Raw genomic sequence first — 18,146 nt, forward strand, 5'->3', positions numbered from 1 at the left:
CAGCGGGTTTTCTTTTTTGAACAACGTGAAAGCTTAGTCTTGAGTTTGAGATAACTCAGAATCCGCTTGCGCCAGTTTATCGTCTTCCGATAAACATACCGCCGCAGTGAAAAGCACGTCCGTTGAAGAGTTCAGTGCAGTTTCAGCGGAATCTTGCAGCACGCCAATCATCACGCCCACTGCAACCACTTGCATTGCCACTTCATTCGAAATACCGAACATATTACACGCCAGTGGGATCAATAATAACGAACCACCAGCAACCCCGGATGCACCACACGCACAAACCGCTGCAACCACGCTTAATAACAGCGCCGTCGGGATATCAACAGGAATGCCCAGAGTATGAACCGCAGCCAATGTTAACACGGTGATAGTGACCGCTGCGCCACCCATGTTAATGGTTGCACCTAGCGGGATAGAAACGGAATACGTATCTTCATGCAGGTTCATACGGCGACACATCCCCATGTTCACAGGAATGTTAGCAGCTGAGCTACGGGTAAAGAAGGCGGTTACACCACTTTCACGTAAGCAAGCGAAGACTAATGGGTATGGGTTACGTTTGATTTTCCAGTAAACAATCAGCGGGTTAACCACTAATGCCACGATAATCATACAGCCCAGCAATACCGCCAATACGTGGAAGTAACCTTTTAAAGTTTCAAAACCGGTTGTCGCAATTGTTGAAGAAACTAACCCGAAAATACCTAATGGCGCTAAGCGAATAACCACACGAACCAGCTGAGTCACGCTTAAAGAAAAGTCGTGGATCATCGTTTTGGTGGATTCATTAGCATGACGCAATGCAATACCTAAGCCAATCGCCCACGCTAAAATACCAATATAGTTCCCTTTAATCAGAGCATCGACTGGGTTAGCGAAAATATTAATCAACAAACCTTTGAGCACTTCAGCAATGTTACCCGGAGGCGTCAGTTGCGTATCACCTACGGCTAAAATCAAGCTTGATGGGAACATAAATGAGCCAATCACCGCAACAACAGCCGCGAAAAATGTCCCTAAAATATACAGCACTAAAATTGGACGAATGCTGGTTTTTTGCCCTTGGCGATGGTTAGCTATGGACGCCATAACCAACACCCAAACAAGAATTGGAGCAACCGCTTTTAACGCACTGACGAACAGGTCACCCAGTAAGCCAACGTTTTTTGCTGCCGATGGCCATAACCATGCCAATAAGATACCTGCAATCAAGCCTGCTAGGATTTGTTTGACCAAACTACCTTGACTAATTACTCGCCATAACCCTGCTTTATTTGTATCCATAATAGACCTTTATAATTTATCTTTTTTAGGAATTAAATGTGTTTGCCGAGCCAGTATAAGGAATATTAATCTCCTGAAAAGGCTATTATTCAAAATATACACAATGATTGATTGCAGTTAACATTAATTTTACATATCTGTGATCGCAATAGAATTTTGTTTCTTATAGGAAACAGAGGGCATCGAAAATGAGTGAGTATTTTCAGATAGTTAAAATAAAAAAACACCTCAGATGAATCCAAGGTGTTTTTTAAAATAGTATCGATTTGTTCTAGTAAGATTTAACTATTGGTTAAATCACGACCAGATAATCACGCGTCATCGACATGAATTTTTCCATCTCAACAACATTATGATTTAATCAATTTCTTCGCTTCGTTGCGTTTATTCACAATGGTGTTAACCACCAGTGTTAGGACTAAAATTGCAGCAACGGTACCTAACGAAACCGCGGTAGGAATATGGAAAATATCCATCAGCAACATCTTCACGCCGATAAAGCTTAAAATAATAGCTAAACCGTACTTAAGCATTGAGAATTTCTCAGCAACACCCGCTAATAAGAAGTACATTGCACGTAAGCCTAAAATCGCAAACAGGTTAGACGTTAATACAATAAACGGGTCGGTGGTCACAGCAAAGATAGCGGGAATACTGTCTACCGCAAAGATAACATCACTGATTTCCACTAAGATCAGAACCAAAATTAATGGGGTAGCAAACAGCAATCCATTCTTTTTAATAAAGAATTTTTCACCGTGTAACTCATCCGTCATCCGTAAGTGTGAACGAACCCATTTGACCAATGGCTTTTCATTTATCGGTGAATCGTCCTCTTTAGCGAACGCCATTTTGATCCCCGTAAACAGTAAAAACGCACCGAAAACATAGAGGATCCAGCTAAATTGTGTAACTAACCAGCTACCTGCGAAAATCATAATCGTACGCAGGACTATAGCTCCAAGCACCCCGTAAACAAGTACGCGACGCTGTAAATTTGCCGGAATAGCAAAGTAACCAAATAGCATTAACCAAACAAACACGTTATCCACGGCAAGGGCTTTTTCTAACAGGTAACCGGTTAAGAACGCCATAGTTTGCGTGTTCGCCACTTCAGGTCCAACGGTATCATTGAAGTACCACCACAGGCCGCCCGCAAAAATCAGAGATAGAGTCACCCACAAGATACTCCAGCCCGCCGCTTGCTTCATCGACATCGCCTGACCTTTATGTTTTCCTTGCCAAAACATATCGATGAGTAACATTACAAGGATCATGACAGCAAAGCTGCCCCATAAAACAGGATTTCCAACAGAGTTCATTTTGATTCCTTAAAAAACAAAAAACGGCTGATATCCAGAAGACATCAGCCGCTTAAACTGTTTTCACCCTAAGTTATCACTATACGGTTGTAAACGATGAGCAAACCTCGCCTTCTGGCAAGGTCTCACTTACAACACAGATAACCTAAGATAAGGAAATTGTGGTGCTCGGTTACCGGATGCAATTGTGTGCACCGTAATGACGATAATCCGACAGAAGAAGTTACTCCCCTTTGCTATGCGCACACAATAAGGTAATTAGTCTTAAAAAGCAATGATTAGCTACCAATATGTTCATGCTATTTTTCGTTATCTAAACACAAATATACTGATAAATAGTCAGATTAAATCCTCTTATCCAGCGCCATTCACGTTTTTTACCATTTTAGAAAGCCAGTAGTTAAGAACCTAAAATGTAAAAATCAGCCGCAATTTAAATGAATTCTCAAAATAAGCTTAAAATTTACTGTTTAGTTATTTTCTGTTTTGTTAAAGTGATCGGGTTTTACACTAACAGCCCGAAGAAACAGCCGTTTTCTTCCGGCATTTACTTAATCCATTTCTGCCCAACAACATGTTTGTTGCTGTGATTGCCGTTTAGGAAACATTAATGGAATTAGTTAGAGAACTTTTTTTCGCCCTTTGGCACCAAGATTACGAAACCTTATCTAACCCATCGTTGATATGGTCGATTTATTTCATGCTGTTTATGATCCTATTATTGGAGAACGGCGTGCTCCCAGCTGCATTCTTACCCGGTGATAGTTTACTGATCCTTGTTGGCGTACTCATCGCAAAAGGTGCTCTTAGCTACCCATTAACTTTAGTGATTTTAACTGCTGGCGCCAGTATTGGTTGCTGGGTGGGTTATATCCAAGGTCGCTGGCTAGGTAATACAAAAATTGTCAAAGGCTGGTTATCACACCTCCCCGAACACTATCACCAGCGTGCCTATGGGCTATTCCATCGTCACGGCTTAGCCGCATTACTGATTGGTCGATTCCTTGCCTTTGTCAGAACATTGCTACCGACTATTGCAGGGCTTGCAGGCTTGCAAAATGGGCGTTTCCAACTGTTTAACTGGTTAAGTGGGCTCCTTTGGGTGCTAATTTTGACCGCTATCGGCTACGGATTCGGTAAAAGCCCTATTTTCCAACAATATGAACATCAAATTATGAATGTCTTGATGCTTATTCCAGTTGGGTTATTAATTTTGGGTCTGATCGGCAGCATTGGTGTTGTCATCAAGAAAAAATTCGCCCGCAAATAAATAGCCGTCACTGAATCAAATCGAACAGCGGGAATTTTTAGCAATTCCCGCTTTCCTCTATCTCAATTCGAAATCTATACCAATTAGTGATTGCACTTAAGCTAAAAAAAGCTATTGTAATGTTATTAAGGTCATACTTTATTAAGGCATTGCGTTATTTTTCTATTGATAGGAGGTTCTACTATGTCATCCAATCATTCTTCTGAAGATCTACGTGCTGAACTTAAATCACTCGCAGACTCTCTCGAATCCATTCTGAATAGTACTCAAGACAAATCAAAAGAAGAGATCGAAAACTTAAAGGCGAAAGCCCGTGAAGCCCTCTCCTCTTCAAAAGCTAAACTCAGTCAAGCCAGTGATAAAATCACCGAGCAAACCAAAGAAATTGCAGGCCAAGCAGATTGCTATGTGCGTGAAAATCCTTGGAAAAGCGTGGGTATCGGTGCAGCGGTCGGTGTGGTCTTAGGCATGCTGCTCACCAAGCGCTAATCACAGCTTATGGAACAGTCGCCACGTCAAGGACCCGCTAAGCGGGTTCTAGATTCTCTGCAAAGAATTGCGGGTATCGCCGTTAATATGGTTGAAACCCGCATTCAACTTATTGCAGTAGAATTAGAAGAAGAGAAACTCAACCTTGTTCAGTTATTATTACTCGCAGGGCTGACTCTTCTATTTTCTGCATTTGGTCTGATGTGCCTTATTGGGCTAATTTTTTGGTCTGTGGATCCCGTCTATCGTTATCAGGCTTTCGCTATCACAACCGGAACACTGATTTTACTCGCCATTATCTTTGCTATTTGGACGTTAAAAAAAGCGAAACAGTCCACGCTGCTCAGCGCAACCCGTGAACAACTTCGCAATGACGCTAAAGCACTGGCAGGGACCGATGATGAGCAAAAGTAAACGTCAGTTACTTGCAGAAAGAAAGTCACGCTTAGTCTCTGATATTGAGCTACAACGCATCCAGTTATCGGCCAGTAAGAAAGAGTGGCTACAAGCCACAGCGCCTTATGACCGCGCTTGGCAAACCCTAATGACCTTTCGCCCAATTGTTATCGCTGCGACGGGTCTTATTTCCATTTTTACCTTAAAGCACCCCAATCGATTTATTTCACTGAGCAAGAAAGCCATCGCGACTTGGGGGCTTATTCGTACCCTAAGAAGCAGTTTAGACAGTTCAAGTCAGAAATAACCCATCCCCTTAAGATAAAAATAATCATTATTTGTCAATATGATAGCTAAAAGTGCCCTTTGGCACTTTTTTTCGCACTCAATTATACACATTCAATTTTTTTGTCTATCTTTGTTAATAAGCTTAGCTTTTTATTGAATGAGCTAAGTAATAAGATACGCACATCCAAGATTTCTAGCCTTTTCGTGCTGAAACTTAGCTTATAACGCGATATATATCGCACTTTATTTATATTTAATGACCGTATTATCTGGAGAGACTCAATGAAAAATTTAGAAAGTGGAGCTATTTTATTAGCACGTATTATGATGCCAATTCTGTTCATCGTTGCAGGTTACGGCAAATTAGGCGGGGCATATGAAGGCACTCAGCAATATATGCAAGCAATGGGCGTCCCAGGCTTTTTACTGCCACTGACAATTTTACTTGAGTTAGGTGGTGGCCTGGCGGTGTTATTCGGTCTGTTAACACGTACAACCGCAATTTTCACTGCTGTGTTCACATTCTTAACTGCGATGCTGTTCCACACGAATTTCAGCGTTGAGCCAAACAGCTTGATGTTTATGAAAAACATGACCATTGCAGGCGGCTACATCCTGTTAGCAGTGACGGGTCCAGGCAAATTCAGTATCGACCATTTATTAAATAAAAAATGGTAATGAGCTCCAACCTCCTCGCCTATAGCTACCTATAGGCAGGGAGTCAGCAATACCCTCATATCAACATCCTTATCTATAAGTTAAATGCCTTTGCACCTCCCATCCGAGGTGCTTTTTTTTTGCTCTTATCTTTGCTTTTTTACTTTTATTTTCTTTTTTTGCTTTATATCTGCTTCCGTCTTGGCTTTTTTTATTCTTACTTTCTTTTTATTTTCTTTTTTGCTTTTCCGAGTCGCCTCACGAGTGATCTCTAAATAATTCGAGTTGTAGCAAGGCGGCAAGTGAAGTTATCCCTAGGAGCATACACAAGTATGTGACTAGGGTGACTTTATGAAGCCAACACAGCTACAACTTGAAGTATGACGAGATCAAGATCTAAACAGCTTAGGGATTTCTCGTAAGCACCACGACTTCGCCTCCCCCATGCTGTCCCGTCGCCACGCCATAATCATATTCGACTCATGGCTAAACTCCGCTCCCACCACTTGCAGGCGTCCTTCTTTAATATCTTGCTCCACCAGCGGGTATGGCATTGTTGCCACCCCGAGCCCTGCAATCAGCGCCTTGCGCTTATCTTCGATGCTCGATACCGTCAATCTTTGTTGTTTATCCAGCAGTTGCACGGTGATCACTGGACGTTCGCGGGCGGTATCTGCTACCGCAATACCTCGGTATTTCACTCGCGTGGTTTCAGAAAGCGGTTCTGGTTCTTGGTGAATAGGATGGTTCGGGCTTGCCACATAAATATGGTTCAAGGTATACAGCACTTTGGAGTTAATTTCAGAGGATGAACGGAAATGCATATCTGGTGCGATAACAATATCCGCACGTCCTGATTCAAGTCGCTCCCATGCCCCTGCTAGCACCTCAGTAATTAAAGAGAGTTGGGTGTCGGATTTCTCAGCCAGTTTGTCCACCAGCGGGAATAAAGATTCAGCCGGAACCAGCGCTTCACACACAATAGTCAGATGAGTTTCCCAACCTTTAGCTAGCGCCTCCGCATCCGATGTGAGTTTATCTGCGGCTTCAAGCAACACGCGCCCACGCTCTAACAGCATGCGCCCTACATTGGTAAACTTGGTTCGATGTCCTGAACGGTCAAACAAAATAACATCAAGTTCTTCTTCTAACTTCTGCATGGTATAGCTCAATGCCGAAGGAACGCGACCTAGCTCTTCCGCCGCTGCCGCAAAGCTGCCACGCCTATCGATTGCATCCATCACCCTTAACGACTCAAGTGTTAATGCTCTCTCTTTGCTCATGATGTATCTCTTTCAGGAAATTTGAATGATGGAAACAGATTAACTGGCTAACAATTCAACGTCCAGATATTTATTATAACAATATATTACTAGCTATATATTTTGAGTGAGGGTTAACCATTATGATGAAATTAAGATCAGTTAACCATTGTGGGAAAGCAGACTACGGTTGGTTACAAGCACGCTATACTTTTTCGTTTGGTCACTATTTTGATCCAGACCTAATGGGTTTTAAAACCCTAAAAGTGCTCAATCAAGAAGTGCTTGCGCCAAATAATGCTTTTCAACCAAGAGTTTATCCTCATGTTGATATTGTGAACATCATCCTGCAAGGTCAAGCTGAATACCGCGATAATTTAGGTAATACCGTCAGTGCAAAAGCAGGGGAATGCGTCAGCTTTTCGCCTCGCCCTGACCTGAGTTACAGTGAACACAATATCAGTGAGACAACATCATTAACACGGCTTCAGCTGTGGCTAAATGCGTGCCCACAACAGGAATCTATGCCACCCCAAAAGTTGGCATTAGCGGAGAAAGATAACAAGCTTATCGCCTCACCCGATGGGGACGATAATAGCCTACAACTTCGCCAAAAAATTTGGATAAGCCAGATTTATCTTGAGCCTAATGAATCGAAAACCCTCGCATTACGAGGTAAAAATGCCTATCTACAATCTATTCATGGTGGTTTACTGGTTAGCGGGAAAGAATCGCAATCTTTATCAATGAGTTGTAACGACGGCTTATTTATCCAAGATGAAAATTCCCTAACGCTCACCAGCGACCGAGCATTTAGAGGTTTATTAATTGATTTAGGGGAATCGTTGTAATCCTATTCAGGAGGCGGAAATGTGAATTTACTCCATAAATTGCGCAAAATTTGCGAATAAATTCGCAAATTTCATCATTTATATTTCCGCTATCCTGATATCACTGTGATAGAGTCCAGCCATAAGACAGTTAAAAAACCATCAGTTTTTAACTCCGAACTTTATTTTTTGATTTTAAAGGGGTTCTTGTGGCTTTATTCATTTTGCAGCGACACAATCAAATTTTCTCTCGGATCCTCAATGAGGTTGTCCCTCAAGATGAATTAGCGAAACAGTTTTCCGTTTCCACCCGCACCATTCGCTCAGATATCAATGAAATCAATGAATTAATTAAAGATCATAGCGCTCATATTGTGTATGAGCGTGGGCGTGGATATCGATTAAAAATCGAGAATGATGAGATTTTTTCTGCATTTACTAAGCTTAATGACAAAAATAACCAGATCCCGCGCACCAGCAAAGAGCGTATTGATGCGCTGTTGCTCAAACTCTTGATGTTATCCCTGCCCGTCAAGCTCGATGATATTGCCGAAGAGTGGTTTGTCAGCCGCAGTACCATTCAGCAAGATATGGGCGCTGTTCGCGAGCATCTTCACCGCTATCAAGTGCAATTGGAGAGCATTCCCCATCAAGGGATCCGCTTAAATGGCAGTGAGTGGGCTATTCGCGCTTGTATGACCGAAGCACTCTGGCGACAGTTTAGCGAGCAAATCACCCCCGACCTCGCCACATTCACCCCAGAAAGTCTGGATAATCTCGATTTAACCTACATCGATAAAGTGGTTCATAACAGCTTGAATCGCTTTGATATTCGTATCAGCAATGAAGGTCATCTTTATCTTGTATTTAACTGCGCCGTCACCATTTTGCGTATTACCCGCGGTCATGAACTCACTGCCAGCGTCAATAACGAAGAGTTAGAAGAAGTCATTACTCAAGCCTGTGATGAAATTTCTAAAGGGTTAATTTACTTCCTGGGTAATGATTTATCCCCAGCTGAATTGAGCTTTTTGCACGACCAAATCATCGCGCAGCGTATCAGTAACCAGCATGCATCAACACAAAAGCATAACCATCACAATGAGTTATCTGAATATATCTTAAATTATATCAACGAGTTGTATAACTATGATTTGCGGAATGACGAAAAGCTAAAGAAAGATCTGAATACCCATCTTTCAGCCTTAATGACTCGCCTTCAATACCATATTTCCACCCCAAACCCGCTGCTTTCAGACATCAAACAGTATTATCCGTTTGCTTATGATGTCACGTTAAGCGCCTTAACCAGTGCCAGTAAGCAGCTGCTTCCACATCCCATTAATGAAGATGAACTAGGTTACTTAGCGGTGCACATTGGGGTTAGCCTTGAACGAAATTATGGGGCAGGCTCCGCACGCCAAACGGAAGTACTAGTAGTCACGGATGCAGGAAATTCCACCTTTCGTGTGGTGGAGTCCAAAATTATGCGTGAATTTCCACAGCTCAAATTTAGCCGCGGGTTAACACTGCAAGAGTATGAATCGCTGAATGAAGTCGCAGAAGACTTTGTGATCACCACCGTACGGATCTCTGAGAAAAATAAACCAGTTATTAAAATTGCGCCCTTCCCAACCCCCTACCAGCTCGAACAAGTGGGTCGCTTAGCGATGGTGGATCAGACCCGTCCCTATATTATTGAGCGCTTCTTCGATGAGCGTTTCTTTATGGTTATCAATGAAAAAATTAGCCAAGAGACGCTGTTCAAAACCGTCTGCCAGAAACTGCAATTAGAAGGCTATGTCACCACAGATTTTTACCCGTCACTGCAAGAGCGGGAATCGATTGTCTCGACTTTGCTGGGCGAAGGGATCGCCCTTCCTCACTCCTTGGGGTTACTCGCCAATAAAACTATCGTGACAACTATCCTTGCTCCGCAAGGCATCGAGTGGAACAAAGAGACCAAAGAGAACGCCTATGTGATTTTCTTATTGGCAATCAGCAAAACTGACTATGAAGAAGCGATGGCGATTTATGATTTGTTTGTCACCTTCGTCAAAGAGAAAACCACCCGCCGCCTTGTGAATGTCAAAAATTTCAATGAGTTCCAAGCTATCGCCAAAGATAGTCTCGCGCGAATTTTATAGTTATCAATAATTCCCACTACCATCCCCCCACTTCCCATCATTTCCACTTCTCAGTGGAAAAAGGGAGGTGGCCACTATTTACGTGATCCTAACCACAACTCCACCAAATGATTTTTAATCTAAATTGCCCATTTCATGCGTAAACCAACGTAAGTGGAAGTGATGATTTCCACTCTATGTAGATTTCCACAAATTCATTTCCACTTTTATTTATTAACCTGAGAGCCATTTCCACTCATAAGAAATCGACCTTAATAATTTGAATTTAAATGATTTTAATTACTCACTCGTTATTTGACCCGCCCAAATACCCCTCGTAATGTGTTAGTTTTTCCAGTTAGCTTCCTCTTAGATCGAAAATTAACCGCCGATCTTCCAGTTACACTTCCAAAATATTTCCACTTTGAACTGGAAATTCCCTGTCTGCAAAATTATTCAAGAAGCGATTAAGGTATTAGTCATGAAGAAAAAAGTGATTTGATTTGAAATATTACCTTGGATTTTAAACAGTTATGAATGAATCAGTTGTGGTTTTCAAAATGTTAGAAGACGACCTTGATATCCATCAGGTCACACAAGAACTGCTAGCAGTGATTACTGACTGGCTCAAACTGGAGGGTTGCTACACCACGGATGTACAGCAACAAATGCTGGAGTCTCATCTACGTGCCATGGTTGCTCGAGCCAAAACCGGTGAAGCCTTACCGGAAGTGGATATCAGTCTGTTCGATGAAATTTCGAGCCATTCCATTGCATTAGCGCAGCGCGTCGTCGATACCTTGCCGGGGCTTGCGCCAGAAGAAACTTATTTGCTCTCAGTTCACTTTGAAGTTGCCCGTTCTAATGATTAATTTTTAGCATCTTATTTTTAGCACTCAATTTTTAGCATTCGGTCTTGGAGAATATTTTATGAAACAGATAGTTATTGTTATCGGCGATCGTTTAGGTAAAGGGCAAAAAGTGGCTGCGGGCGTTGAAGCTGCCGGCGGAAAAGCCATCGTTGTTCCTGGTGTCGCTGCTGACATGAAACTGGGGGATGTGATGAACCAAGAACAAGCTGATCTTGGCATTTCATTCTGTGGTAGCGGTGGTGCAGGCGCCATTACAGCTCAAACCAAATATGGCTACAAAGCGCGTTATGGGATGCGTTCGATTGAAGAGGGAGAAACCGCCATTGCTGAAGGTTGCAATGTTTTAGGTTTCGGTTTTATGGACAAGGAAGAGTTAGGCGAGCGCTTAGTTAAAGCTTTTAATAAAAAATACGGCAACGCTTAATGAAAAAATCTATCGAAACGACCGTACGGGTGACAGGGCAAGGCGACACAAAGCAAAAAGCGATTGCTGACGCCTTAAATTCGATTCAAAAAACCGTACTTAAGAACAGCACCGACATCATTCTGCGGATAGAACCCAAGGATGTTGAGGTTGTTAGTGCTCACTCTCATTCGCGGACAGAAAAGTTTCTCTTTCTCTTTTTGCCACGCAAACGTGAACATTTCCGAGTTGTTCTCGACGTTTCGCTGGATGTTACCTTACTTTCTGTCAACGAAATTCCATTTACAGAACAATAAAAGCAATCAGGTCTGGAGTAAATTCCATGAGTGAAACTGCATCTTTCTTAGAAATATTGGGCATGTCCCTCATTATCGGCGGCCTCTGCGGCTTTGGTTTAGGCGCAGGGGCGGCACGTATGTTCCACGCGCCAACCGTTCAAGGTATGGGAGCATTCCGTACCCTTGGTGAGTTAAACGCCTGTGAGGGAGACCCCGCATCACACTTCTCATTCGGCTTAGGATTCTTCTTCAACGCATGGGCATCATCAGTCGCTGCGGGTGCCTTCACCCAAGACGTTGACCACCGCATCATCCCTAACTGGGGTGCTGCTGCTCTATTAACTAAAAACCGCAGTGTGGCAGATACCCTGCATAACCCGAAAAAAATGGCGATTGCCTGTGCCATTATCGGAGCATTGGTGGTCGCCTTCTTAAATACCACGGCGTCCGCAGTCCCAGCCGCGCTGCAAACCACCGCTATTAACGTGCTGGTTCCGGCAGCTAACTTACTGGTTAACACCGTGATGCCCGTCATTTTCTGGCTAGCCGCGATGGATGCTGGTCGTCGTTCCGGTTTCTGGGCAACCTTATTTGGTGGTTGCGCACAATTAATCATGGGTAACGCTATCCCAGGTTTAGTGTTAGGGATCTTGATTGGTAAAGGCGTGGATGACAATGGCTGGAACCGCATCACTCGTACCATGATGATCACCGTTATTCTGCTGTTCGTTCTCAGTGGCTTCTTCCGCGAGTTTGACCTGAAGATGATCACCTCTTTCAACTTAGACAAACCACTGTGGCTTGAATATGTCCACGGACTGCTGAGCGGGAAATAATCATGACAACTGAAATCAATAAACAAGACTTTTGGTACGCGGAATGGTCTTTCCCTATCTTTGTTGGGCTGCTATCAGCGGGGATCTTCGCAGGTACCCATATGTACGTCGTGTACGGGTTCGGCGCATTTAACGAAGTGGCTTTCGTCGCCATGTTACGCGCTGGGCTAGATACGGGGGTTTACGGGGCTGTCGCGGCGTTTGGTGCAAGCTTCCTGTTTGCACGGATTATCGAAGGGTCTCTCGTGGGGATTTTGGATATCGGTGGTGCACTGCAAACCGGTATTGGCTTAGGGGTTCCCGCCCTATTTTTAGCCGCTGGCTGGGATATTTTAGTCACCAACTTCTGGATTTCCCTGATCACTGGTTTATTCCTTGGTGTGCTTATCGGCTTAATTATCGTGTTCGCCCGTAAGTTTACCATTGCGCAAGCTAACTCAACGTTTGGTGCAGACGTAATGATGGGCGCAGGTAACACCTCCGGCCGTTTCTTAGGTCCATTGATTATCCTTGCCGCAATGGCCGCGTCTATTCCGATTGGTATCGGAGCACTGATTGGCTCACTGATTTTCTATGTATGGCAAAAACCAGTCGCCGGTGGCGCTATTTTAGGTGCAATGTTATTTGGGTATTTCTTCCCACTCACTGCCTAGCATCATTTAGAACAAATACTACGGTTTGTATCATTTAGAACAAACACTTGAGCATACTCTAAATAATTCAAGCTGCAGCTAGGCGGCAAGCGACGATATCCCTAGGAGCATACATAAGTATGTGACTAGGGTAGCGGAAGAGCAGCCAACAACGCTGCGGTTTGAAGTATGACGAGTATGACAGAGGGATATTATGTATTCACTAATCATCAAACACGCCAAACGTATCGATGGCTCAATTATCGATATCCTAATCAAAGACGGAAAAATCGAAGCTGCGGGTCCTGAGCTTTCCCATAATCAGCAAGCTGAAAAAATCATTGATCTTGAAGGAAAACTGTATGTTAGCGCTGGGTGGATTGATTCTCACGCCCACTGTTTTGCCGAGTCGCCGATTTACTTCGATGAACCGGATCTCGCCGGTGCCGCTGGCGGTGTCACTTCTCTGATAGATGCAGGCAGTGTGGGTGCTGATGATATTGACAGATTTTATCGGTTAACCACTCAATCCAAAACTAATGTCTTCTCTCTGTTGAATATTTCGCGCATTGGCATTATTGCTCAGAATGAGCTGTCCAACATGGACAATATCGACGATGCGAGTTTCCAAGCCGCACTTGAGCGCCATCCCGGCTTTGTGGTGGGTATGAAAGCGCGCATGAGCAAAAGTGTGGTGGGCGAGAATGGTATTGCGCCTTTGGTTAAAGCCAAAGAAATGCAGAAAAAACATCATCTTCCATTAATGGTGCACATTGGGAATAACCCGCCCAATATTGATGAAGTCGCAGACTTACTCACCCGTGGAGACATCATTACCCACTGCTTTAATGGCAAACCGAATAAAATTTTAGGGGATGATGGATACCTAAAACCATCTATTGCCCGCGCCCTCGCCCGTGGCGTGATCCTCGATGTGGGTCACGGCGGTGAAAGCTTTAGCTTCAAAGTCGCAGAGCAAGCCATGCGAATTGGCACCTATCCAGACATTATCAGCTCAGATATCTATCACCGTAACCGCGTGAATGGTCCCGTCTATAGCCTTGCATTCGTGATGACGAAATTCCTGTGTATGGGCTTTAGCGCCGAACAAATTTTACGCTGTGTCACTGAGAAAGCCGCGGATTTACTGTCGCTTCCTGCTAAAGGTTATTTAAGACCAGGCTTTGATGCAGACATCACGTTATTTGACCTCAAAGAAGAACCGACTGAGCTGACGGATGCCGATGGCGAGCATCGCATCGGTACCCATCGTTTTGTTCCTGTTGCTGCCATCGTTGGTGGAAAGCACATTATTCCTGCACAAGGCGAATCTGAACATGCAATCAATCTATGAAAAATATCAGTTAAAACACGTTATTAATGCCTCCGGTCGTATGACCCTTTTAGGCGTTTCAACCCCAACACCTGAAGTCGTCGAGCGCGTAGCATATGGGCTGAACCATTATTTTGAAATTAAAGACTTAGTGAACAAAACTGGGGAGTACATCGCTCAACTGCTCAATGTTGAAGCCGCGGTTGTGGTTTCCTGCGCCTCTGCGGGTATTGCTCAAGCGGTGGCGGCGGTGATTGTGCAAGATGATGAGGATTTGCTGCTTAATTTGCACTCCTCCAGCAAATCCGATCCTCGCGAAATTATTTTGCCAAAAGGACATAACGTGAACTTTGGCGCCCCCGTGGACACCATGGTCACCTTAGGTGGCGGTAAAGTGGTTGAAGCAGGTTTTGCGAATGAATGTAGCGCTGCGCAATTAGCGGCAAAAATCACCCCGCAAACCGCTGCCATTTTATATATCAAATCCCACCATACCGTACAAAAGAGCATGTTAACCGTGGCGGAAGCCGCCAAAGTCGCTCATGCCCATCAGCTTCCCTTGATCGTGGATGCGGCCGCGGAAGAAGATTTAACTGCCTATTACCAAGCGGGTGGCGACATTGTGATTTACAGTGGCGCCAAAGCAATTGAAGGACCAACCAGTGGCTTAGTTGTCGGTAAAAAACAGTATGTTGAATGGGTAAAACGCCAATCTCAAGGTATTGGCCGTGCGATGAAAGTTGGTAAAGAAGGCATTTTAGGCTTAACACTGGCTATCGAGCAGTACCTCACCGCTACCAAAGAAACTGGGGCGGAAATGGTTAGCCGTATGGATAAATTCCTTAAAGATTTAAATGCGATAGCCGGTATTTCAGCCCGTATTGTTTGGGATGCCGCTGGGCGTGATATCGCCAGAGCCGAGATCAGTTTTGATGAAAAAGCGATTGGCAAAACCACCTACCAAATCATGGATGAGCTGAAACAAGGCAATACCGCGATTTATTTTCGCGAGTACAAAGCCAATGAAGGAAAGGTTGAAGCCGATATTCGCAGCGTCAGCATCGAGCAACTTGACGTCATTTCGCAGCAAATTCGTACGTTAGTAGAAGGAATTTAACATGAAGTTGTCACCAAATTTTTACCATGATCGTGTGTGCCTGAACGTTCTAGCAGGGAGCCATCAAAACGCAAAAGATATTTATGCCGCGGCGGAGAGTTTTGTGGTGGTTGGGGTGTTATCCAAGAATTATCCTGACCTTGAAAGTGCCATTGCGGATATGAAGGTGTATGCCAAAGAAGTGGATAATGCGCTGTCTGTCGGTTTAGGTGCCGGCGACCCTAAGCAGTCCACCATGGTGTCTCTTATTTCAAAAGAAGTTCAACCTCAGCATGTGAATCAAGTGTTTACGGGCGCACCGATTAGCCGCGCACTATTGGGTCAGAATGAAACGTTTGTGAATGCGCTAATTTCCCCCACGGGTACAGTGGGCATGGTGAAAATTTCAACAGGCCCATTAAGCGCTCAAGCCCCTGATGGTATCGTGCCGATTGAAACTGCCATTATGATGCTCAAAGATATGGGCGCAGATTCTGTGAAGTTCTTTAATATGCAGGGCTTGAAGTACATTGAGGAATATAAAGCTATTGCAGAAGCTTGCGCTAAGTTTGATTTTTCTTTAGAGCCAACGGGCGGTATTGATTTAGAGAATTTCGCCGAGATTTTGCAAATCGCCCTCGACGCTGGAGTGAAGAAAATCATCCCACATATTTACAGTTCTATCATTGATAAAACCACTGGAGATACCCGCCCAGAGGATGTCCGCCAATTGCTAAACATGGTTAAAAAAGCGGTAAATTGATGTAGCAATAAGCTACACATAAGAAAATAAATATTAGCGAGACGTTAAAGTACTTACTACCATAACCATGACAAAGCACCCAATGCCCCACTCACTTTTTGTGCCGCGGGGCATTTTTTATTCTTGATTCTTCATTTTGAATCAATGACCGATTCCTCTGGCATTCGGTATGATATGAAACCAATAGTTATCAGGAACCGGGCTATCCCAAACGCCTAGGTAAGCCGCAACCGCAATAGTGACGAATAAAATACCTAGGGTCAAAATGGCCATCACCATTCCTGATAAAGGGATTTGGCGTTTTTTAGTCGGCGCTTGTAATGAGAAAGCCAATGTTGACGCCACTGGGCAAGATTCAACGCACGTCATGCATCCCGTGCATTCAACCGTTCTGACGTTGATTAATTGGTCAACAGGAATGCGTGATGGGCAATTTTTGGCACATTTTCCGCAATCAATGCAGCTTTCTACATTTCGGCGAATTTTAACCGGCGAGAATAGCGAAAATATCCCTAGTAATGCACCATAAGGGCAAAGATAACGACACCATGCATTACGAATAAACAGGCTAGCGACGACAAGAACAGAAACCGTGATGAGTGAGGCGCTACTAATATAACGAAAGAAATCCAGCATTTTCACATCGATGATGATCCCATAAGGCGACATCATAAAGTATTGGATCATTTGCGCCGGCATGGAGAGCGAGATATAGAGGAAGAAGGCTAAGAGTAGGTATTTTAATCCTCTTAAGGGGATATCGAGCCATTTAGGTACTTTGATTTGAAAACGAAACAGTTTCTGCCCTATTTTCCCGATATATTCCGATATTGTGCCTATCGGGCATAACCATGAGCAAAAGGATTTTTTCAGTAATAAACTGATGATAATGAAGGAAACTAAGAGAAACATTGCTGCCGCATGGATGGGAGGTAACCCTCCAGTTTCGATGGTGTATTTTAAGTTCATTAACCCCGCAATAGGCAGCCAACCTTCGATACCTCCCGGACGAGGAAGATGGAACGTCGCACCACCTGTTTCGTAATAGCGCACCCAGTAATAGAAGGTAATGCCGATATAAATATTGATCGCCAAAAGCGTGATTTGCACGACTTTCCGCCATGTCGAGGCGTTGCGCCAATCATTCCAAGGGAGTTTTCCGCCAATTGTGCCAGGACGACGTGGGTATCGTACTGAGGGTTTCTTTGCCATGTCCGCCTATCTCTTTAACATGCATTTTAAATACCATTATTGTATTTAAGTCCCCAGCACTCGTATTGATTTGCATCACTGCCTTGCAATGTTGACGGTGGATATAGCGTGTTGATAGGAAAATGTGCAAATGAAAGATAATAAACTCAGCTTTTTTCTAAATAATTTGGTTTGTCGTTTTCTTTATATAATTCAAGCCGAGATTTTTTCTAAATAATTCGAGGTGTGCCAAGGCGGCAAAATGAGGAAATCCCTAGGAGCATACACAAGTATGTGACTAGGGTTGACGAGTGAAGCCAACGCAGTCACAACTTGAAGTATGACGAAAAAATTGGAGTTGGTCGGTAAGCCGGGTTCTGTCGTGGACAACCATTCATCTAGGCCAGCACTTGCGCACTGGCTCCAGCAACCTACCCGAGTTCAATGCGGGCCGCACCATATGAACCCCTATTTGGTCTTGCTCCGGGTGGAGTTTACCATGCCACGAACTGTTGCCAGTCGCGCGGTGCGCTCTTACCGCACCCTTTCACCCTTACCTGATCCTGTAAACAGGCCATCGGCGGTTTGCTCTCTGTTGCACTTGTCGTAGGCTCGCGCCTCCCAGACGTTATCTGGCACCCTGCCCTATGGAGCCCGGACTTTCCTCCCCTCTACCCGTCTCCCGAAGGGACTACGATAAAGCAGCGGTTGTCTGACCAACTCCGCGGCGAATTATAGGCACTTTACACTAGCTTGTACAGACTCAATGACAGGCAAATTACGTCAAAACC

General features: G+C 44.0%; 19 protein-coding genes and 1 other RNA gene. 15 read left to right on the forward strand and 5 right to left on the reverse strand.

Features of this window, described 5'->3' with window-relative positions:
• Positions 1-33 precede the first annotated feature (33 nt).
• Both sstT and ACY3ZI_RS17160 read right to left on the reverse strand, forming a co-directional pair.
• Positions 34-1,290 carry a serine/threonine transporter SstT gene (sstT, locus tag ACY3ZI_RS17155; protein ID WP_036956183.1) on the reverse strand — a complete coding sequence of 419 codons (1,257 nt, stop codon included), beginning with the start codon at positions 1,288-1,290 and terminating at the stop codon, positions 34-36.
• A 350-nt stretch (positions 1,291-1,640) separates the two neighbouring features.
• The gene (locus ACY3ZI_RS17160) at positions 1,641-2,612 is read right to left on the reverse strand and encodes a TerC family protein (protein ID WP_211887383.1); all 972 of its coding nucleotides are present in this window, start codon (positions 2,610-2,612) and stop codon (positions 1,641-1,643) included.
• 610 nt (positions 2,613-3,222) lie between these two features.
• On the opposite strand from ACY3ZI_RS17160, the gene ACY3ZI_RS17165 reads away from it, so the two are divergent.
• The 5 genes from ACY3ZI_RS17165 (at position 3,223) to ACY3ZI_RS17185 (ending at position 5,733) form a co-directional block, all read left to right on the forward strand.
• On the forward strand, positions 3,223-3,882 hold the full coding sequence (locus tag ACY3ZI_RS17165) for a DedA family protein (RefSeq protein WP_154603423.1): 660 nt from the start codon (positions 3,223-3,225) through the stop codon (positions 3,880-3,882).
• A gap of 183 nt (positions 3,883-4,065) precedes the next feature.
• The gene (locus ACY3ZI_RS17170) at positions 4,066-4,371 is read left to right on the forward strand and encodes an ElaB/YgaM/YqjD family protein (RefSeq protein ID WP_211887381.1); all 306 of its coding nucleotides are present in this window, start codon (positions 4,066-4,068) and stop codon (positions 4,369-4,371) included.
• A gap of 9 nt (positions 4,372-4,380) precedes the next feature.
• Complete coding sequence (locus tag ACY3ZI_RS17175; protein WP_036956172.1) at positions 4,381-4,785, forward strand: phage holin family protein; 405 nt, start codon at positions 4,381-4,383, stop codon at positions 4,783-4,785.
• On the forward strand, positions 4,772-5,074 hold the full coding sequence (locus tag ACY3ZI_RS17180; RefSeq protein ID WP_249215471.1) for a YqjK-like family protein: 303 nt from the start codon (positions 4,772-4,774) through the stop codon (positions 5,072-5,074). Before ACY3ZI_RS17175 ends, ACY3ZI_RS17180 begins: the two co-directional genes overlap by 14 nt.
• Before the next feature lie 263 nt (positions 5,075-5,337).
• Positions 5,338-5,733, forward strand: coding sequence for a DoxX family protein (locus tag ACY3ZI_RS17185; protein WP_132496578.1), 396 nt, complete (start codon positions 5,338-5,340; stop codon positions 5,731-5,733).
• Positions 5,734-6,101: 368 nt separating this feature from the next.
• Here ACY3ZI_RS17185 and ACY3ZI_RS17190 read toward each other — a convergent pair whose 3' ends face one another.
• Positions 6,102-6,995, reverse strand: a complete 894-nt coding sequence (locus ACY3ZI_RS17190) for a LysR family transcriptional regulator (RefSeq protein ID WP_036956167.1) — start codon at positions 6,993-6,995, stop codon at positions 6,102-6,104.
• Between the two features lie 122 nt (positions 6,996-7,117).
• Here ACY3ZI_RS17190 and ACY3ZI_RS17195 point away from each other — a divergent pair, with 122 nt between their 5' ends.
• From ACY3ZI_RS17195 to dagF, 10 genes are all read left to right on the forward strand, one after another.
• The gene (locus ACY3ZI_RS17195) at positions 7,118-7,825 is read left to right on the forward strand and encodes a pirin family protein (protein WP_211887378.1); all 708 of its coding nucleotides are present in this window, start codon (positions 7,118-7,120) and stop codon (positions 7,823-7,825) included.
• A gap of 188 nt (positions 7,826-8,013) precedes the next feature.
• Positions 8,014-9,951 carry a BglG family transcription antiterminator gene (locus ACY3ZI_RS17200; protein WP_211887376.1) on the forward strand — a complete coding sequence of 646 codons (1,938 nt, stop codon included), beginning with the start codon at positions 8,014-8,016 and terminating at the stop codon, positions 9,949-9,951.
• 512 nt (positions 9,952-10,463) lie between these two features.
• Positions 10,464-10,802, forward strand: a complete 339-nt coding sequence (locus ACY3ZI_RS17205; protein ID WP_036956160.1) for a transcriptional antiterminator — start codon at positions 10,464-10,466, stop codon at positions 10,800-10,802.
• Between the two features lie 58 nt (positions 10,803-10,860).
• The gene (locus ACY3ZI_RS17210) at positions 10,861-11,226 is read left to right on the forward strand and encodes an SFCGS family glycine-rich protein (RefSeq protein WP_036956157.1); all 366 of its coding nucleotides are present in this window, start codon (positions 10,861-10,863) and stop codon (positions 11,224-11,226) included.
• Positions 11,226-11,522, forward strand: a complete 297-nt coding sequence (locus tag ACY3ZI_RS17215; protein WP_006659132.1) for a DUF4312 family protein — start codon at positions 11,226-11,228, stop codon at positions 11,520-11,522. Before ACY3ZI_RS17210 ends, ACY3ZI_RS17215 begins: the two co-directional genes overlap by 1 nt.
• A gap of 26 nt (positions 11,523-11,548) precedes the next feature.
• Complete coding sequence (locus ACY3ZI_RS17220; RefSeq protein WP_036956155.1) at positions 11,549-12,340, forward strand: DUF4311 domain-containing protein; 792 nt, start codon at positions 11,549-11,551, stop codon at positions 12,338-12,340.
• A gap of 2 nt (positions 12,341-12,342) precedes the next feature.
• The gene (locus tag ACY3ZI_RS17225) at positions 12,343-12,993 is read left to right on the forward strand and encodes a DUF4310 family protein (protein WP_211887374.1); all 651 of its coding nucleotides are present in this window, start codon (positions 12,343-12,345) and stop codon (positions 12,991-12,993) included.
• A gap of 193 nt (positions 12,994-13,186) precedes the next feature.
• Positions 13,187-14,326, forward strand: coding sequence for an amidohydrolase/deacetylase family metallohydrolase (locus ACY3ZI_RS17230; RefSeq protein ID WP_487375576.1), 1,140 nt, complete (start codon positions 13,187-13,189; stop codon positions 14,324-14,326).
• Positions 14,310-15,422: a DgaE family pyridoxal phosphate-dependent ammonia lyase gene (locus ACY3ZI_RS17235; RefSeq protein WP_487375577.1), complete on the forward strand. Its 1,113-nt coding sequence runs from the start codon at positions 14,310-14,312 to the stop codon at positions 15,420-15,422. Before ACY3ZI_RS17230 ends, ACY3ZI_RS17235 begins: the two co-directional genes overlap by 17 nt.
• A 1-nt stretch (position 15,423) precedes the next feature.
• Positions 15,424-16,164 carry a 2-dehydro-3-deoxy-phosphogluconate aldolase gene (gene dagF, locus ACY3ZI_RS17240; RefSeq protein WP_132496583.1) on the forward strand — a complete coding sequence of 247 codons (741 nt, stop codon included), beginning with the start codon at positions 15,424-15,426 and terminating at the stop codon, positions 16,162-16,164.
• Positions 16,165-16,305: 141 nt separating this feature from the next.
• On the opposite strand, the gene ACY3ZI_RS17245 is transcribed toward dagF, so the two are convergent.
• A complete protein-coding gene (locus ACY3ZI_RS17245) occupies positions 16,306-17,376 on the reverse strand; it encodes a 4Fe-4S binding protein (protein ID WP_487375578.1) in 1,071 nt (356 codons plus the stop codon).
• A 329-nt stretch (positions 17,377-17,705) separates the two neighbouring features.
• Positions 17,706-18,079: RNase P RNA component class A (rnpB, locus tag ACY3ZI_RS17250), an RNA gene on the reverse strand.
• Positions 18,080-18,146 lie beyond the last annotated feature (67 nt).

It is taken from the genome of Providencia sp. LY12 (genome assembly GCF_057621555.1).

Bases quoted from the DNA above. Each gene is read 5' to 3' on its own strand.
- ACY3ZI_RS17225 (WP_211887374.1), top strand. From the start codon at position 12,343: ATGACAACTGAAATCAATAAACAAGACTTTTGGTACGCGGAATGGTCT.
- ACY3ZI_RS17165 (WP_154603423.1), top strand. From the start codon at position 3,223: ATGGAATTAGTTAGAGAACTTTTTTTCGCCCTTTGGCACCAAGATTAC.
- ACY3ZI_RS17220 (WP_036956155.1), top strand. From the start codon at position 11,549: ATGAGTGAAACTGCATCTTTCTTAGAAATATTGGGCATGTCCCTCATT.
- ACY3ZI_RS17180 (WP_249215471.1), top strand. From the start codon at position 4,772: ATGAGCAAAAGTAAACGTCAGTTACTTGCAGAAAGAAAGTCACGCTTA.
- ACY3ZI_RS17235 (WP_487375577.1), top strand. From the start codon at position 14,310: ATGCAATCAATCTATGAAAAATATCAGTTAAAACACGTTATTAATGCC.
- sstT (WP_036956183.1), bottom strand. From the start codon at position 1,290: ATGGATACAAATAAAGCAGGGTTATGGCGAGTAATTAGTCAAGGTAGT.
- ACY3ZI_RS17190 (WP_036956167.1), bottom strand. From the start codon at position 6,995: ATGAGCAAAGAGAGAGCATTAACACTTGAGTCGTTAAGGGTGATGGAT.
- ACY3ZI_RS17185 (WP_132496578.1), top strand. From the start codon at position 5,338: ATGAAAAATTTAGAAAGTGGAGCTATTTTATTAGCACGTATTATGATG.
- ACY3ZI_RS17160 (WP_211887383.1), bottom strand. From the start codon at position 2,612: ATGAACTCTGTTGGAAATCCTGTTTTATGGGGCAGCTTTGCTGTCATG.
- ACY3ZI_RS17205 (WP_036956160.1), top strand. From the start codon at position 10,464: ATGAATGAATCAGTTGTGGTTTTCAAAATGTTAGAAGACGACCTTGAT.
- ACY3ZI_RS17245 (WP_487375578.1), bottom strand. From the start codon at position 17,376: ATGGCAAAGAAACCCTCAGTACGATACCCACGTCGTCCTGGCACAATT.
- ACY3ZI_RS17195 (WP_211887378.1), top strand. From the start codon at position 7,118: ATGATGAAATTAAGATCAGTTAACCATTGTGGGAAAGCAGACTACGGT.
- ACY3ZI_RS17210 (WP_036956157.1), top strand. From the start codon at position 10,861: ATGAAACAGATAGTTATTGTTATCGGCGATCGTTTAGGTAAAGGGCAA.
- ACY3ZI_RS17230 (WP_487375576.1), top strand. From the start codon at position 13,187: ATGTATTCACTAATCATCAAACACGCCAAACGTATCGATGGCTCAATT.
- dagF (WP_132496583.1), top strand. From the start codon at position 15,424: ATGAAGTTGTCACCAAATTTTTACCATGATCGTGTGTGCCTGAACGTT.
- ACY3ZI_RS17215 (WP_006659132.1), top strand. From the start codon at position 11,226: ATGAAAAAATCTATCGAAACGACCGTACGGGTGACAGGGCAAGGCGAC.
- ACY3ZI_RS17175 (WP_036956172.1), top strand. From the start codon at position 4,381: ATGGAACAGTCGCCACGTCAAGGACCCGCTAAGCGGGTTCTAGATTCT.
- ACY3ZI_RS17170 (WP_211887381.1), top strand. From the start codon at position 4,066: ATGTCATCCAATCATTCTTCTGAAGATCTACGTGCTGAACTTAAATCA.